General features: G+C 67.8%; 13 protein-coding genes and 1 tRNA gene. 4 read left to right on the top strand and 10 right to left on the bottom strand.

The genetic code is table 11. The features are described 5' to 3' along the window. Positions 1-88: 88 nt before the first annotated feature. The 4 genes from WEE69_09915 to apgM all read right to left on the bottom strand — a co-directional run bounded on the left by WEE69_09915 (position 89) and on the right by apgM (position 4,468). Positions 89-1,036 carry a DUF1385 domain-containing protein gene (locus tag WEE69_09915; protein ID MEX1145609.1) on the bottom strand — a complete coding sequence of 316 codons (948 nt, stop codon included), beginning with the start codon at positions 1,034-1,036 and terminating at the stop codon, positions 89-91. Positions 1,037-1,047: 11 nt separating this feature from the next. Next, positions 1,048-1,257: a 50S ribosomal protein L31 gene (gene rpmE, locus WEE69_09910; protein ID MEX1145608.1), complete on the bottom strand. Its 210-nt coding sequence runs from the start codon at positions 1,255-1,257 to the stop codon at positions 1,048-1,050. Positions 1,258-1,292: 35 nt separating this feature from the next. Next, on the bottom strand, positions 1,293-3,017 hold the full coding sequence (gene rho, locus WEE69_09905) for a transcription termination factor Rho (protein ID MEX1145607.1): 1,725 nt from the start codon (positions 3,015-3,017) through the stop codon (positions 1,293-1,295). Positions 3,018-3,313: 296 nt separating this feature from the next. Continuing rightward, positions 3,314-4,468, bottom strand: a complete 1,155-nt coding sequence (gene apgM, locus WEE69_09900; protein MEX1145606.1) for a 2,3-bisphosphoglycerate-independent phosphoglycerate mutase — start codon at positions 4,466-4,468, stop codon at positions 3,314-3,316. Between the two features lie 71 nt (positions 4,469-4,539). On the opposite strand from apgM, the gene WEE69_09895 reads away from it, so the two are divergent. From WEE69_09895 to WEE69_09885, 3 genes are read left to right on the top strand one after another with little or no spacing between them, the layout of a single operon-like run. Further along, positions 4,540-5,748, top strand: coding sequence for a PQQ-dependent sugar dehydrogenase (locus tag WEE69_09895; protein ID MEX1145605.1), 1,209 nt, complete (start codon positions 4,540-4,542; stop codon positions 5,746-5,748). After that, positions 5,745-6,893 (top strand): PQQ-dependent sugar dehydrogenase, encoded by a 1,149-nt coding sequence (locus WEE69_09890; GenBank protein MEX1145604.1) that lies wholly within the window; start codon positions 5,745-5,747, stop codon positions 6,891-6,893. Before WEE69_09895 ends, WEE69_09890 begins: the two co-directional genes overlap by 4 nt. A gap of 53 nt (positions 6,894-6,946) precedes the next feature. Further along, a complete protein-coding gene (locus WEE69_09885) occupies positions 6,947-8,170 on the top strand; it encodes a PQQ-dependent sugar dehydrogenase (GenBank protein ID MEX1145603.1) in 1,224 nt (407 codons plus the stop codon). Positions 8,171-8,189: 19 nt separating this feature from the next. Here WEE69_09885 and WEE69_09880 read toward each other — a convergent pair whose 3' ends face one another. The 5 genes from WEE69_09880 to argS form a co-directional block, all read right to left on the bottom strand. Further along, positions 8,190-8,978 (bottom strand): SDR family oxidoreductase, encoded by a 789-nt coding sequence (locus WEE69_09880; protein MEX1145602.1) that lies wholly within the window; start codon positions 8,976-8,978, stop codon positions 8,190-8,192. 76 nt (positions 8,979-9,054) lie between these two features. Beyond that, positions 9,055-10,113, bottom strand: a complete 1,059-nt coding sequence (gene thrC, locus WEE69_09875; GenBank protein ID MEX1145601.1) for a threonine synthase — start codon at positions 10,111-10,113, stop codon at positions 9,055-9,057. Further along, entirely contained in the window at positions 10,110-11,405 is a 1,296-nt protein-coding gene (locus tag WEE69_09870) for a homoserine dehydrogenase (protein ID MEX1145600.1), read from the bottom strand. The genes thrC and WEE69_09870 overlap by 4 nt, the downstream gene beginning before the upstream one ends. A gap of 9 nt (positions 11,406-11,414) precedes the next feature. Further along, the gene (gene lysA, locus WEE69_09865) at positions 11,415-12,701 is read right to left on the bottom strand and encodes a diaminopimelate decarboxylase (GenBank protein ID MEX1145599.1); all 1,287 of its coding nucleotides are present in this window, start codon (positions 12,699-12,701) and stop codon (positions 11,415-11,417) included. Continuing rightward, entirely contained in the window at positions 12,698-14,395 is a 1,698-nt protein-coding gene (argS, locus tag WEE69_09860; GenBank protein MEX1145598.1) for an arginine--tRNA ligase, read from the bottom strand. Before argS ends, lysA begins: the two co-directional genes overlap by 4 nt. 262 nt (positions 14,396-14,657) lie before the next feature. Here argS and WEE69_09855 point away from each other — a divergent pair. Continuing rightward, positions 14,658-14,729: transfer RNA gene (locus WEE69_09855), tRNA-Arg, on the top strand. Between the two features lie 421 nt (positions 14,730-15,150). On the opposite strand, the gene WEE69_09850 is transcribed toward WEE69_09855, so the two are convergent. Further along, the gene (locus WEE69_09850) at positions 15,151-16,056 is read right to left on the bottom strand and encodes a sulfotransferase domain-containing protein (GenBank protein MEX1145597.1); all 906 of its coding nucleotides are present in this window, start codon (positions 16,054-16,056) and stop codon (positions 15,151-15,153) included. Between the last annotated feature and the right edge of the window lie 150 nt (positions 16,057-16,206).

Genomic DNA, 16,206 nt, shown 5'->3' with positions numbered 1-16,206 from the left:
CTTGTCAAGCCAGGCCCGAGAAAATCTTCGAGGCGGTCGGACTACCAACCCCGCAGGATCAGGCCGGCGACGAAGGCCACGAACCGCGTCAGGCGGTGCTGAAGGTGGGGCGACCGCGGCCGACCGGGGCCGTGGACTTCGGGCGGGCCTCCACCTCGGCGAGCTGCTCGGCCGTCATCACGGCACGCAGCGAGAGGATGGCCACCTCGAGCTGCTCGAGGTTGGGCTCGCGCGTCGTGAGCTTTTGGAGCGCCAGGCCGGGCTTCATCAGCACGCGCACCCAGCGCCACTCCATGTGGCGAGCCGAGAACCGGATGACCTCGTACGCGATGCCCGCGACGAGTGGGATGAGCACGATGCGCGACAACACGAGCAGCGGGAGCGCAGGGCGTCCGACGAAGGAGTACACGAAGATCGTGACAACCATGACGGTGAGCAGGAAGTTCGTGCCGCAACGCACGTGCTCGGTGGTGAAGCGCTGCGCCGACTCCGGCGTGAGCTCGACGTCGTTCTCGTACGCGGCGATCGCCTTGTGCTCCGCGCCGTGGTACATGAACACGCGCTTGATATCGGGGATGAGGCCGATCAGGGCCAGGTACCCGAGGAAGATCCCCATGCGGATGCCGCCCTCGAGCAGGTGGTACTCGAAGCCCTTCACATCCAGCGCGTTGCCGAGCGCGCTCGTGCCGAGCGCGGGGAGCACAAGGAACACCGCGAGGAAGAACACCAGGGCGATTCCCATGGTCCAGCCCATCGCGCGCGATGAGATCCGCTCCTCTTCCGGCAGCTGCCGGTCGGCGGACCAGGCGAGGGCCTTGAACCCGAGGTTGAGCGACTCGCCCAACGTGATGACCCCACGCACGAGCGGGAGGTGTGACCAACGCTCGGTCCAGCGCGGCGCGTCGTGCACCTCGAGCTCGATCTCGCCCTCTGGGTTGCGCACGGCGACGGCCCAGCTGTTCAGGCCGCGCATCATCACGCCCTCCATGACGGCCTGGCCGCCCATGTACCGCGGTTGGTCGGGATTGCGGGCCACTTGGCGCGCTCCTACTTCTTCTTGGCCTTGTCGTATCGGCGGTTGAACCGCTCGACTCGACCCCCGGTGTCCACGAGCTTCTGCTTGCCCGTATAGAAGGGATGGCACTCGGCGCAGAGCTCCGCTCGCATCGAGGGCACCGTGGAGCGCGTGGTGAACTCGTTGCCGCACGAGCAATGCACGACGCACGTGACGTATTCGGGGTGGATGTCGGGCTTCATGGCGTCGATCCTACCGGTGCCGTCGGGGCGTCCGGTCAGGTACCCAGGCTCGGGGCCTTGGCCACCTCGGCGAGGAACTCGTCGTTGCTCTTCGTCGTGCGGAGCTTCTCGAGCAGCAGGTCGAGACCACGTCCCGAGCCGCCGGAGTCGCTGTCGAGGGCGTTGAGCACACGGCGCAGCTTCCAGATCTGGTTCAGCTGGTCGCGCTCGAAGAGCAGCTCCTCGTGCCGGGTGCTCGAGGCCTCCACGTCGATGGCGGGGTAGATGCGGCGCTCCGCGAGGCGCCGGTCGAGCCGGAGCTCCCAGTTGCCGGTGCCCTTGAACTCCTCGAAGATCACCTCGTCCATCCGGCTGCCCGTCTCGACCAGGGCCGTCGCGATGATCGTGAGCGATCCACCCTCTTCGATGTTGCGGGCCGCACCGAAGAACCGCTTCGGCGGATACAGCGCGGTCGAGTCGACACCACCGGACATGATCCGGCCCGAAGCCGGCGCCGCGAGGTTGTAGGCCCGCGACAGACGGGTGATGCCGTCGAGGACGATCACCACGTCCTTGCCCATCTCGACGAGGCGCTTGGCCCGGTCGATGGTGAGCTCGGCGACAGCCGTGTGCTCGTCGGACGGGCGGTCGAACGTGCTGGCGATGACTTCGCCCTTCTGCACGTGGCGCCGCATGTCCGTCACCTCTTCGGGCCGCTCTTCGACGAGCAGCACCATGAGGTGCACCTCGGGGTTATTGCGCTCCACCGAGTACACGATCTGCTTGAGGATCGTGGTCTTGCCAGCCTTGGGCGGCGACACGACCATGCCGCGCTGGCCCTTCCCGATCGGCGAGAGCAGGTCGATGATCCGACCGGTCACATCGAGCGGGTTGTCGAGCAGCTCGAGATGCAGGTGCTCGTCGGGGAACAGCGGCGTGAGGTCTTCGAAACGCGGCCGGTCGCGCGCGTCATCGGGCGTCATGCCGTTGATCGCATCGACGCGCAGGAGCGCCGGGTACTTCTCGTTGCTGGCCTGCGGGCGCGAGGAGCCCTGGACGAAGTCGCCCTTGCGGAGTGCGAACCGTCGCACCTGCGAGGCCGACACGTACACGTCCTTGGAGCCCGGAAGGTACCCGGTCGTGCGGAGGAAGCCGTAGCCCTCGTCGCGTAGATCGAGCAGACCCTGGACCTCGACGGGATCGCCGACGGGCTCGTTCTGCCGTCCGCCACCACCCTCGCTCTCGTACCCGCCACCACGACCGCGGCGACGACGACGTCGCTTGTTCACGTTGCCATCGCCGTAGGACTCGCGGACGTCCTCGGGATCGACGTCGACGCTGGATCCGCCACCGCCGGAGCTGCTGGTGTCGGCGTTCGATGCGTCCTGGCCGTCGTCGTCCGACGTCGTGTCGCTCGTGGTCGAGGTGCGACGTGGTCGGGGCGCCACTTCGACGTCGGCGTCCGCGTCACCTGAGGCCGCGAGCTCTGCCTCTTCGGCCGCGAGTGCCTCGATCGAGTCGTCGGTCACTTCCGACGCGCGGGCCGACCGGACCGTACGCGGTCGATCGCCTCCGTCGGACGAGCCGCTGTCGTTGTCGCTGTCCCTGGTGCCATTCCCACCTGAGGCGGACTCATCACCTGCGGCGGCGACGATGGCGTCGATCAGCTCGGCCTTGCGCATCCGCGTGGGCGCCTTGACGCCCATCGCGCCGGCGATGGCGTGGAGCTCGTCGCGGTCCTTGGCGTCGAGCGTGGAACGGTCGACTTCTGCGGTGCTCATCGAAGTGCTGTGCTCCTCGGGTCACGGGAGCCGACGCCGGCCGGGTGGCGCAACGCCGGATTGCCAACTTCCGGGCCTCGGCGACGATCTCGGCGCCGGAGGGCCTGGAAGGGGAACAGGGGCCGCAGTGGAACCGGTGCGTGCAGCGAAACGCTCTCGCTGGGCGAAGTCGGCTCGGGGAGGGAGCCGGGTGCCGCACCACGGCGGCGGAACGTCCACCAGTGTATCCCCCACTCGCGGGCCTGGCAATCAACCGGATTCGCTCGCTCTCTTCGGCGCGGCCGGCGGTGAACGTTCTACGCGAGGAGCCTCGGCATGAGGGTGTGCGCCACGACGGCCTCTCGGCCGGCGACGCCGGACTCGGTGTACTCGCCGCCGGGGCCGTCGACCGTGGAGTCGAACAAGAGGTAGGGCACGGGGTCGCTGGTGTGCGTGCGCAGGGCGCACGGAGTCGAGTGATCGGGCATCAACAGGATGCGGTACGGCTCACCGTCGAGTGCGTCGACGAGCGGGCCGATGATGTCGGTGTCCCAGCGCTCGAGCGCGAGCACCTTCTCCTTGGCGTCGCCGGCATGTCCGGCTTCGTCGGTGGCCTCGACGTGGAGGAGGAACAGGTCACGATCCTCGAGCGAGGTAAGACAGGCGTCGCGCTGTGCGCCGTAGTCGTTGTCGAAGCCGGCCGTCGCGCCCGGCACGTCGACGACCTCGAGCCCGGTGAGCACACCGAGCCCGCGCACGAGGTCGACTGCCGAGCTCAGTCGTCCACTCACGCCGAAGCGATCCTCGAAGCGCGGCAACGACGGACGCGCCCCTTGACCCCAGAGCCAGATCTGCGTTGCGGCCGATCCGACCTCGGCCGCGGCGGCGCGCACCACGTCACGAGACGCATCCATCAGGGCGTTGAGCTTCCCTGCGGCCGGACCGCTCGGGAACACCGCCGGTTGACCCGTGAGGTCGTGCGGCGGAACGCACTCGGCCTCCACCCAGTCGCGCGGGACGACGCAGAGATGCCGGTACTCGACGCCGGGATGGAACCGCACGCCGTCACGCCCGGCTCCCAGCGCGGCGTCGAGCGCGGCGACGATCGGGTGGCTCTGGGCATCGGTCGGGTGTCCGGCCGCGAAGTCGACCATCGTGCCGGCTTCGTCGATGGTGACGAGGTTGCACCGGTACGCGACCTCGTCGGCGCCCAACTCGACCCCCATCGCGGCAGCCTCGATCGCCGCCCGACCGGTGTGGAACTCGGCGGGGTCGTAGCCGAGGATCGCCATGTTCCCCACGTCGCTCCCCGGGGGCAGGCCGGGTGGGATGACGGCCGCCCGACCCACTTCCGAGCGCGTGGCCAGCTCCGCAAGCCGCGGCATGGCCGCAGCCTCCAGCGGGGTGCGGCCACCGAGCTCGTCCAGGGACTCGTCGGCGCACCCGTCGGGCACGAGCACGAGGTACTTCACGCCGCAATCGTGGCACACCCCCCTGAGCGACCCGCCGTGGTAATCAGCCGCGTGGTCGCTAGCGTCGAGACGTGCGCCGCTCTCCCCCCGCGGTGATGCTCCTTGCGGCTGTCCTCATTGTCGGCGTCGGCGCCTGCGGCGGTGACTCGGATCAAGCCGCTCGGCGGCCCCGCACGACGACCTCCACCGTCCCAGCAACGACCACCACGACGAAGGCTCCCGACCTCAACGCCGTCAACGTCGTGCTGACCCCCGTCGCGGACGTGAAGACGGGCACCGCCATGGCGACGCGTCCCGACGATCCCGCGCTGTACGTCGCGCTCCAGAGCGGCCAGGTCGTCGCGCTGAACGAGGGGGTCACGTCCACGGTCCTCGACTTCGCTGGGCGCGTCCGCGTCGGCGGCGAGCGCGGCTTGCTCGGGCTCACCTTCTCACCCGATGGCACGAAGCTTTACGTCCACTACTCCGACGTCAACGGCGACACGACCGTCGATGAGTACACGTTCGAGGACGGTCGGGTCGACCCCGCGACGCGCCGCATCGTGCTCAGCCTGGATCAACCCCAATCCAACCACAACGGCGGCCAGCTCGCGTTCGGGCCGGACGGCATGCTGTACCTCGGCCTCGGCGACGGCGGCGGCGCGGGCGACGAGGGCTCCGGCCACGCGCCCGAAGGCAACGGCCAGTCGCTCGACACGTTGCTCGGGAAGATTGTGCGGATCGACCCCCGCCCGTCGCTGGCTGCCGCGTACCGGATCCCGCCCGACAACCCATTCGCCGCTGACGGCGGCCGTCCGGAGATCTGGGCGTACGGCCTCCGCAACCCGTGGCGCTTCTCGTTCGACCGCTCGACCGACGATGTGTGGATCGCTGACGTGGGGCAGGGCGAATGGGAGGAAGTCAACATGATGCCGTTCGAAGCCATCGCCGGCGCCAACTTTGGTTGGCCCGTCTTCGAGGGCGCGCACGACTTCCGCGGCGGAGGTTCACCCAATGCAACGACCCCCGTCTTCGAGACATCGCACGACGACGGAAATTGCTCGATCACCGGTGGCTACGTGTACCGCGGCACACGCATCCCCGATCTCGTCGGTGCCTACGTGTTCAGCGACTACTGCAACCCTGCCGTCGCGGCGATTCGGGTCGAGGGTGGTCGCGTCATCGTGGGGCGGTCTCTCGGCGTGACGGCCGCCAATGTATCGTCGTTCGGTGAGGACAACGACGGCGAGCTGTACGTGATCTCGCAATCCGACGGGGTGTTCCGCATCGACCCGGCGTGAGGGCGCGCGCGGCCGCGACAACGCTGATCACCACGCTCGTCGTCACCATCGGTCTGCCGACGTGTGGTGGCGCGCAGTCGCTGCGCGGCACCGTCGAGCTGGTGCACATCGCCGACGTCGACACGCCGACCGCGTTCGCCGTTCGCTTCGGCGACGACGCGCTCTACGTGGCTGAACAGGACGGGCGCGTCGTGGCCGTAGACGATTCCGGTGACGTCTCGACCGTGCTCGATCTCACCGACCGGACCAGCGCTGATGATGAGCAAGGTCTCCTCGGTCTCGTGTTCTCCCCTGGCGGCGAACGGCTCTACGTGCACTTCACGAACAACGCGGGCGACACACGCGTCGAGGAGTACGCGGTCGACGACGAGGGCCCCGTGGTCTCCAGTCGCCGGAGGATCCTCGCGGTGCGCCAACCGCAGGCGAACCACAACGGCGGTCAGCTCGCGTTCGGACCCGACGGCATGCTCTACCTCGGCCTGGGTGACGGCGGTGGTAGCGGCGACGAGGATTCCGGGCACGCGCGCGAGGGCAACGCGCAGTCGGTGCGCACGCTGTTGGGCAAGATCCTGCGCATCGACCCCACCCCGAACGGCGACTCCCCCTACACGATCCCCGACGACAACCCGTTCGCCGATGGTGGCGGGCGTCCGGAGATCTGGTCGTACGGACTGCGGAACCCGTGGCGGTTCTCCTTCGACCGCGCCGGCGGCGATCTCTGGATCGGTGACGTCGGCCAGGACGAGTGGGAGGAGATCAACGTCTCGCCCGCTGCCCAAGGGGCGGGGGACGGTTGGAACTTCGGATGGAACGTCTTCGAAGCTGAGGAGCGGTATCGGGACGGCGACACCAATGGGCCCGCGCTCCCACCGCTGCTCTCGCTCTCCCGCGACGACGGCAACTGCTCCGTGATCGGCGGGTTCGTTTATCGAGGGACCACCATCCCCGACCTGGTCGGTGCTTACGTGTACGCCGACTACTGCAACGGACGCCTCCGCTACGTGCGCGAATCAAACACCGAAGTGGAGGAGAAGGGATCACTGGGCGTCAGCCTCGACGAGGTCTCGTCGTTCGGCGAGGACAACGACGGCGAGCTCTACGTGCTCTCCCAATCGAGCGGCTTGTACCGGATCGACCCCGCTTGAGATCTGTAACCCCTGGTGCCGATACCAATCGAGTGCGCGGTAGCCTGACCTCGATGCGCCGTCGGCTCCTCGTGTTCTCGGCGCTCCTCTCGCTGGTCGTCGTTGCTACGGGCTGTCACATCAAGAAGCCGCCGCCCCCGCCCCCACCCCCGCCGGTGTTCGGCGTGAACCTCAAGCTCACGCCTGTCGGCGGGTTCGGCGCCATCACGATGGCTGTGCGCGCCGGCGACGCCGGTCTGTACCTCGCCACCAGGGAAGGCCGCATCTACCGCGTGCTGAGCCCGAGCGGCGCGCAGCTCGTGTTGGACATCAGCCCTCTCGTGAATACGGGCGGCGAGTGCGGCCTGCTCGGCATGGACTTCTCGCCCGACGACACCAAGCTCTATGTGCACTACTCACAGGCCGACGGCACGTGCTCCACGAGAGTCGTGGAGTATGCGTTCGACGGCACGACGTTCCTCGCGGACGCGGACTCGGCCCGACCCGTGCTGACACACGCGCAGCCGCAGACCAACCACAAGGGTGGGAGCCTCCTGTTCGGCCCGGACGGGATGCTGTACCTCTCGCTCGGTGACGGTGGCGGCGCCAACGATCAGGGCGCAGGCCACCCCCCGGGGGGGAACGCGCAGTCGCTCGACACCCAGCTCGGCAAGATCCTGCGCATCGACCCGACCGATCCCGACGGCGGCGGCCCGCAGACGTACACGAGCCCACCCGACAACCCCTTCTACGAAGGCAGCGGTATCAACGAGACGGACTCGATCTGGTCGTACGGACTGCGCAACCCGTTCCGCATGTCGTTCGATCGCCAGACGGGGGACCTGTGGGTCGGTGACGTGGGCCAAGGCCAGCGCGAGGAGGTCGACTGGGCACCGGCGCCGGGTGCGCCGCCGTCACCGCCCGGTGGCTTCGGCAGGAACTTCGGGTGGAACCGGTTCGAGGGCAACGTCCCCGGGCCCAATAGCTCTCCCTTGGGCGGGACGTCACCCCACACTCCCCCGGTGCACGCGTTCGATCGGAGCCAGGGCGACCGTGCCGTCACCGGCGGCTACGTGTACCGAGGATCCGCGATCCCCGAGTTGAATGGCGTTTACATCTTCGCCGACTTCTACAACTTCGCGATCCGCGGGCTGCTGATCAACGGCAGCGGCAACATCCTCAAGGGCGCCAAGATCGGGATCGGCGTCGAGAACACCGCCTCCTTCGGTGAGGACAACAACGGCGAGATCTACGTGCTGTCGCTGTCCACGGGTGTGTTCCGGATCGATCGCGCGTAGCCGACCGCACCCAGCGGCCTCAATACGTCCGCTTGGTCACCATTCCCGCGATCTTTCGACTGACACCGGCCGGCATCGAACCTGAGAATGCCGCAGCCACGTTGTTGAGCGCGCCAGGGATGCACACGGCGCGACCTTTGTCGTAGGCCTTGAGCGCGGCCGACACCACCTCGTCAGGTGTCTGCCACACGAAGCCGGGCATCGCATCGTTGTTCTCGATCTTGGCGCGCACGTGGAACTCGGTGTGTGTGAATCCGGGCGCAAGCACCATCGCCTTCACGCCCGTGTCCTTGAGCTCCTCATGGATCGCGTTCGTGAAGCTGCTGACGAACGCCTTGGTCGCCGAGTACGTCGCGCTGTTCGGCGTCGGCTGGTACGCACCCACTGACGATACGTTGATCACCCCTCCATGGCCCCGCTCGACCATGGGTCCGACGGCCGCGTGCGTCAGGCGCACGAGCGCTACGACGTTGAGGTTGATCTCCGACACCTCGCCTTCGACCGGGAGCGTGTGGAACGCGCCGCTCGTGGCGAACCCGGCGTTGTTCACCAGCAGCTCCACCGGGCTGGCCCCGTCGGCCAGGCGCGCCTCGATCTTCGCCACACCATCGGTCGTCTCGAGGTCGGCAGCGATCACTTCGACCTGCGCTCCGTGCTCCGCCTCGAGCGTCCTCGCGAGCTCCTGCAACCGGTCCTCGTTACGTGCGACCACGACGAGGTCATCACCCCGACACGCGAGCACTCGAGCGAACTCCGCGCCGATGCCCGTCGAGGCTCCCGTCACCAACGCGATGGGTCGGTCCGTCATCGCTCTCCTCCTTTACGGTCACGCTCACTCGCCGCCGGGATACCCGGCGGCGCCCGAAGGGACGTTCGGCTGTTCCTCAGATGCCGATGGCGTCTGCCACCGTCGTCGCCGTCGCCTCGACCGGCTCGCCCACATGGACCTCGCTGATCGCTCGTTGCGGATCCTTCAGACCGTGCCCGGTGAGCGTGCACACGACCACGTCGTCGCCCACCACGAGCGAATCGGCCGCAGCACGCAAGAGTCCCGCAACCGAGGCGGCCGACGCCGGCTCGACGAAGACGCCCTCGACCGCCGCGAGCAGCTTGTACGCTTCGAGGATCTCGGCGTCGGTCACCGCACCGATGTGTCCGCCCGACTCGTCGCGCGCGTCAACTGCGCCCTGCCACGACGCTGGGTTGCCGATGCGAATCGCGGTCGCGATCGTCTCGGGGTGCGCAATCGGCTGGTTGTGCACGATGGGCGCCGAACCTGACGCCTGCCATCCGATCATGCGAGGCGTGCGCGAGGCCCGACCCGCTTCGGCGTCTTCGCGATATCCCTGCCAGTACGCGGTGATGTTCCCCGCGTTACCGACGGGCAGGAAGTGCGCTGTGGGCGCATCGCCCAGCGCGTCGACGATCTCGAACGCGGCTGTCTTCTGACCTTCGATTCGGACTGGGTTGACCGAGTTCACGACTTCGACGCCGGAGCGCTCACCGAGCTCGCGCACGATGTCGAGCGCGACATCGAAGTTCCCCTCCACGGGCACGACACGAGCGCCGTGGATCAACGCCTGCGCGAGCTTCCCGAGCGCGATGTGGCCGGCGGGAAGCACGACGGCACACAGGAGCCCGGCGCGTGCGGCGTACGCCGCGGCAGAGGCCGAAGTGTTGCCAGTGGATGCACAGATGACCGCCTTGGCCCCGTGCTCCGCCGCCGCCGAGACGGCCATGGTCATGCCCCGGTCCTTGAACGAGCCGGTGGGGTTCGCGCCCTCGATCTTCAGCAGCACGCGAGCCACGCCCGCGCGCGCCGCGATGCGGGGCGCATCGACGAGCGGCGTGTTCCCCTCGAGCAGCGTGATGACCGGCGTAGCGGCGGTGACAGGGAGACGTTCGCGGAACGCCTCGATCACTCCCGGCCACGGGGAGCTCAATCCTCGTCTCCCAGAACGCGCAGCATGGAACCGACCTTGTGCACCGACTCGACGTGGCGCAGCGACGCCAGCGTGGCGCTGAGCGCGGACTCGCGAGCGCGGTGCGTGACGAACACGAGGCGCGCGTCTTCTCCCATGCCGCGCTGCTCCATCGACTTGATCGAGACTCCGTGTTGCCCGAACTCGTTGGCGATGGCGGCCAGCACGCCGGGCCGGTCCGCAACCTCCATCAGCAGATAGAACTGCGACTCGGTCTCGTCGATCGCGCGAATCGGCCGATCCACGAGCTCACCAACCGTGGCGCCCTTCGCCGCCGACACCAGGTTCTTGGCCGCGTCGATGAGGTCGCCGGACAACGCCGACGCGGTCGGGCCACCGCCCGCGCCGCGTCCGTAGAGCATGAGCTCACCGACCGCCTCACCCTCGATGAAGACCGCGTTGAAGGCGTCGCGCACCGAAGCGAGTGGGTGATGCACCGGGATCATCGCGGGGTGGACTCGAACCGAGATCCCACCCTCGAGCTCTTCGGCCACTGCCAGTAGCTTCACCGTGTACCCGAGGACGGCGGCGGAGTCGATGTCGTCCTCGGTGATGTCGGTGATGCCCTCGCGGTACACGTCGTCGACACCGACGCGCGCACCGAATGCGATTGTCGCGATGATCGCTGCCTTGGCCGCGGCGTCCTCACCCTCGACGTCGGCGCTGGGATCAGGTTCCGCGTACCCCAGCTTCTGGGCCTCGGCGAGCGCGTCGGCGAACGACATTCCGTCTTCGCTCATCCGCGTGAGGATGAAGTTGGTCGTTCCGTTGACGATCCCCATCACGCGGCGGATCCGGTCGCCGGCCAGGGACTCCCGCAGCGGCCGCATGAGCGGGATGCCTCCGGCAACCGAGGCCTCGAAGAGAAGATCGACGCCCGCCTCCGCCGCCACACCGAAGAGCTCGGGGCCATGGCGGGCGATGAGCTCCTTGTTCGCCGTGACCACCGGCTTGCCCGCACGCAGCGCATCGGTGATCAACGCGCGCGCCGGATCCACTCCACCCATCGTCTCGACGATGACGTCGACGTCGGGATCGCGGACCACAGCCTCGGCATCGTCGGTGAACCGGTCGGGCGGCACCTTCACATCGCGGGACTTCGCGACGTCACGCACCGCGACTCGAGTGATCTCGATCGGAACGCCGGCTCGCGTCGTGATCAGGTCGGCATGCTCGTCGACGAGGCGGGCGAGCGCGCTGCCGACGTTGCCGCAACCGAGCAAGCCGACGCGAACTGATGTGCGCACGGTCACCAGTCTGGCCTACACCACATCCAGGCGAACGAGGTCTTCAGGGGTCTCGCGCCGTACGACCAGGCGAGTCCTCCCATCGCGTACGAAGACCACGGCTGGCCGTGTGACCTTGTTGTAGTTGGATGCCATCGAGTAGCCGTACGCGCCGGTGGTGGGCGTCGCCAGCAGGTCCCCCACGCCGACACCCGTGGGGAGCTGAGCGTCGGCCACGATCACGTCGCCCTGCTCGCAGTGCTTCCCCACGATGTTGCACCGGAGCGGACGCGCCTCGGCGACCCGTGCCGGCAAGTACGCCTCGTACCCGGCGCCGTAGAGGACAGGCCTCGGGTTGTCGCTCATGCCGCCGTCCACCGCCACATAGGTGCCGATGCCCGGGATCTCCTTCACCGTTCCGACGCGGTACAGGGTGATCGCTGACGCGGCGACGATCGACCGACCGGGCTCGACAAGGATTCGCGGCCTTTCACCTTTCGCCCAATGCGTTTCCACCGCGGCGCGCAACGCTGCCGCGTACTCGTTGATCGGCACGTCGAGATCGTCGGCGAGATAGCGAGCCGCCAACCCGCCACCGAGGTTGAGCTCTTCCACACGCTCGCCGGTCGTGGTCGCGATCTCGTCGGCAAGCTTCGCGAGGATCTCCACTGCCCGGCCATAAGCATCGAGCCGCTCGATCTGCGAACCGATGTGACTGTGCAGGCCACCGAAGTGAAGCGCGCCGCTTTCGACCACGCGCTTCACGGCCGCGAGCGCGATTCCCTCGGTGACCGTGAAACCGAACTTGGATCTCTCCGTGCCGGTCTCGATGAACTCGTGCGTGTGCGCCTCGACTCCTGGGGTCACCCGCACCAACACAGTCGGAGGATCTCCGCGCGTCCACGCCTTCACGGCCGCTTCGAGTCGGGAGATCTCGTCGAAGGAATCGACGACGAACCGCCCGACTCCGAATTCGAGTCCGAGTCGGATCTCGTCGTCCGACTTGTTGTTGCCGTGGAACACGATTCGATCCGCTGGGAAGCCCGCGTTCTGGGCCACGAACAGCTCACCGCCGGTCGCGACATCGAGCTGCAACGCCTCTTCATCGACGAGTTGGACGATCGCCGCGCAGAGGAACGACTTTGCGGCGTATGTGACGGCGTTGACGCCGAAGCACTCGACGTACTCACGGCAGCGCCGCCGCAGCTCGTCCTCGTCGTACACGAAGAGTGGCGTTCCAAACTCCTCGGCCAGCGCCTCGAGATCGATCGAGAGCAAGCCGGGTGGGATCAACGACGTGTCGATCGGTGCGTCGGTGATCATCCGCCCTGACCGTCGCCGTCTTCATCATCGTCGAGACGCGTCATCTCGTCCGGCGCGTGCACACCCAACAAACCGAGCGCGTTCGCCAGCCCGATGCGGGACACCTCGGCGAGCCACAAGCGGGCCTGAGTGAGCGCGGCGTCGTCGGTGATCACGCGACAGTCGCGGTAGAAGCCGTGGACGCGCGCGGCAAAGTCGCGGACCCACGTGGTCACTCGGTGGGGTGCACGCAGCTCGGTCGCCTCGAGAACGTCGTCTGGGTACGTGGCGAGCGCGCGCAACAAGTCGAGTTCGCGCTCGTGCACCAACGGTGCGAGATCGACCTCCTGCAACGGGCTGCGCGTAACGCCACGCTCGGCGGCGATGCGCGCGATCGATACCACTCGAGCGTGCGCGTACTGCACGTAGTACACGGGGTTCTCCATCGACTGCTGCGTCACCACATCCAGATCGAACGTCTGCGCGGTGTCGATGCTCTGGAGCAGGAAGGTCAATCGGCACACATCGGGATCGACGTCGTCGAGGATGTCGGCCAGCGCCACGATGTTCCCCGCGCGCCGTGACATTCGGACCAGCTCGCCACCTCGTTGCACGTTCACGAGCTGACCCAGCACGACCTCCGGTTCGCCGGGCGGGAACCCGAGTGCCTCGAGTCCCGCCTGGAGCGACTTCACCTGACCGTGATGGTCGGCACCCCAGATGTCGATGAGGTGCTCCCACTTCCGGGCCAACTTGTCCCGGTGATACGCGAGGTCGTTGCACAGATAGGTGGTGTTGCCGTCAGACTTCACCAGCACCCGGTCGCGCTGGTCCCCGAACTCCGTGCTGCGCAACCAGAGCGCCCCGTCGTTCTCGAACGTGTGACCCCGCTCGCGCAGGTCGGCGATGACCTGCTCGACCTCGCCTCGCTCGTGAAGGGTCCGCTCCGAGAACCACGTATCGAAGTGCACGCCGATGCGCCCGAGGTCTCGATCGAGCTGACCGACGACGTCGAGGTACCCCCACTCGCGCGCCTGCTCTTCGGAGACGGCGTCACCTAGCTCGGCGCGAAGCCGTGCTGCCATCTCCACGAGGTACTCGCCCTGATAGCCGTCCTCAGGAGGCTCCTGACCCTCGTAACGAGCGAAGAGCGAAGCGCCGAACGTGTCGAGCTGGTTGCCCGCGTCGTTCAAGTAGTACTCGCGGTGCACCTCCGCACCTTGAGCAGCGAGCAGGTTGGCGAGCGCGTCACCGACTGCCACCCACCTCCCGCCACCCGCATGGAGCGGTCCCGTGGGGTTCGCCGATACGAACTCGAGGTTGATCCGACGACCCGCGAGCGCCGTGCCGCGGCCGTACTGGTCGCCGGCTGCCGCGACGCCGCGCAGCACGTCGTGCAACCACGTGGGCGCGAGATGGAAGTTGATGAAGCCTGGTCCCGCGATCTCGATCCGCTCGACATGTGGCGGCGGGCTGGCATCGAGCGATGCGACGAGCTTCGCGGCGACGTCTCGCGGCTTCTCGCCGGCTCCCTTCGCCACCGGCAACGCGACCGGTGAGCTCCAGTCGCCGTGCTCCCGCTGCTTCGGTGGTTCGAGCGCGACACCACTGGCCGGCTCGGAAAAGCCGGCCTCGGCGAGCGCGGCACGAAGCGCGGCGACGAGCTGTTCGCGGATCACGAGGGTGGGCGCGGCGGCGGCGCGCCGTGGTCGCATCGTACTTGCGTTCTCCCGCTCGACCCCGGGAGAAATCCGTGGCCACACCGCGGAGCCCGCTTTGTGGTCGCGATCGCGCTCCTGCACGCGGGAGCGCGCGCACCTGCTCCACGGACTCGGCGCCGGAGCCAGCCCGATCGAAGCTGCCGCGCGTGCCGCCCTCGATGCCGCCGCCCGCGCCGACGACACGGCCTGACACCCACGTCGATCCCGCCCGGGCGCGGTGTACCCTGGCTCTCCCTGCCCTCGCCCTCGCCCTCGTGCCCTCGTAGCTCAGCGGATAGAGCATCGGCCTCCGGAGCCGTGTGCGCAGGTTCGAGTCCTGCCGAGGGCGCCGCTGGTCTTGCTTCAGGCCAGTCTTGCTTTCCCGGTCGACCGCCGCCGTCTCGCTCCGGGGTAATCGCACTTCGCACTACCAAGGCCACAACAAGCTCGAAGTGGTGGATTGTGTCGTTCTGATATCTGGCTGTCGATTGGATCGCGCCTCGCATCTCTGCGAGCAGCGTCGCGACCTCCGCGCAAGCCCGCTGAAGCCCGCCAGAGTCCTGCCGTGGTCGACGGCTCAGCGGTGACGATGACCCGCACCGAGTTCGGCTGACTGGACAGCAGGAACGGCGAGACGCGACTTCACCTCAGCGACGACGCCATCGCTGATCGTTCGTTCCACGGACCATCCGGCGGGCGGCGCTCGATGAGCGAGCGCTCACCGACTCAGATATCCCCGAGTTGTTCTCAGCCAGCCCCGCGGTAGAGGCTCACGCCCAGTCGAACTCGCGGTCGAGCATGGCTTGCAGGCGATCGTTGAACGGCCGGTAGTGGTCAGCCAGGACCCGACGGGCGTCGAGTGGCAGTGGCTCCGAGTACCCACCGACGAACCGCGGGGCAAGATCGTCGGCGTGCCAGTCGTGATGGTCGAGATGAAGAAACTCCTCCACAAGCCGCAGCTCGGAGCGGGGATCGGTCCTCATCTTCGCACTGTCGATGATCATCATCTGGTCGGCAGCGAACTGCTCAAAGTAGACCGCTAACTGATCAGCGTAACGCCCGTGGCCGATCACCGACCATTCGATCCGCTGGCCCTGTTCCTCGACCTCGAGTTCCTCAATGACATCGTCGGTGAAGGAGCGGCCGTACTGCTCGCGTCGCGGGCGGAAGGCGGCGGCCTCCGTCGCTCCGTCACACTCACAGACCCACGTGTTGAACACCTTCGTATCGGTCCGGCGGTACGCCTGGTGCATCTGCCAGGCGGAGTAGGCTCGGTCGACGGGATCGCGCAGCAGAGCGATGATCCGGACGTCGCGATCGAACGAACGAAGCCGAGGCGCCGCCTTCTCGGCTGCGAAGAGATAGTGCGGCGTAGCCTCGAACGTGATGCGGGAGTCCCCAGGACTTGTTCGAGCCGGAAAGAACGATTTGTAGAAGCCCGCGCCGCTCCCGTAACGGATGTCACACCCGAAGAAGTTGAGTTCCTTCTTCCGCGGCGCCGCGACCTGTGGGTGGAGCGCCAAGTAATCGAACAAGGCCGTCGTGCCGGCTTTGTGTGCTCCGACAATGACCAGCGATGGCCGGAGCGTGCCGAAGACCGTTCGTGAGAGACGCCGCTGGGCGCCGGCCAGGCGATCTCGACCGCGATCGGCAAGCCGACCCGCGGTTCCGCGCATCCGGCCACCGTAGCGGCACCGGTCCAACTCAGTACAGGCCGTCGCCCACCACTCCAGAGCACTGCAAGCTCCGTGCGAAACGCTCCGGCGCCCACGCGTGGAGGCGACACGGCGGGCCCGGGCGCGAGTACACCCCCCCCCCCCCCCCCC

The sequence above is a fragment of the Acidimicrobiia bacterium genome, from assembly GCA_040881685.1.
Taxonomy (GTDB): domain Bacteria; phylum Actinomycetota; class Acidimicrobiia; order IMCC26256; family PALSA-555; genus SHVJ01.
Note: the sequence above shows the minus strand (reverse complement) of the source record. Positions and strands in the feature narration are given on the sequence as shown.

Coding starts and splice junctions, on each gene's coding strand:
- rpmE (MEX1145608.1), bottom strand. CDS start 1,257: ATGAAGCCCGACATCCACCCCGAATACGTCACGTGCGTCGTGCATTGC.
- rho (MEX1145607.1), bottom strand. CDS start 3,017: ATGAGCACCGCAGAAGTCGACCGTTCCACGCTCGACGCCAAGGACCGC.
- WEE69_09885 (MEX1145603.1), top strand. CDS start 6,947: ATGCGCCGTCGGCTCCTCGTGTTCTCGGCGCTCCTCTCGCTGGTCGTC.
- WEE69_09880 (MEX1145602.1), bottom strand. CDS start 8,978: ATGACGGACCGACCCATCGCGTTGGTGACGGGAGCCTCGACGGGCATC.
- lysA (MEX1145599.1), bottom strand. CDS start 12,701: ATGATCACCGACGCACCGATCGACACGTCGTTGATCCCACCCGGCTTG.
- argS (MEX1145598.1), bottom strand. CDS start 14,395: ATGCGACCACGGCGCGCCGCCGCCGCGCCCACCCTCGTGATCCGCGAA.
- WEE69_09850 (MEX1145597.1), bottom strand. CDS start 16,056: ATGCGCGGAACCGCGGGTCGGCTTGCCGATCGCGGTCGAGATCGCCTG.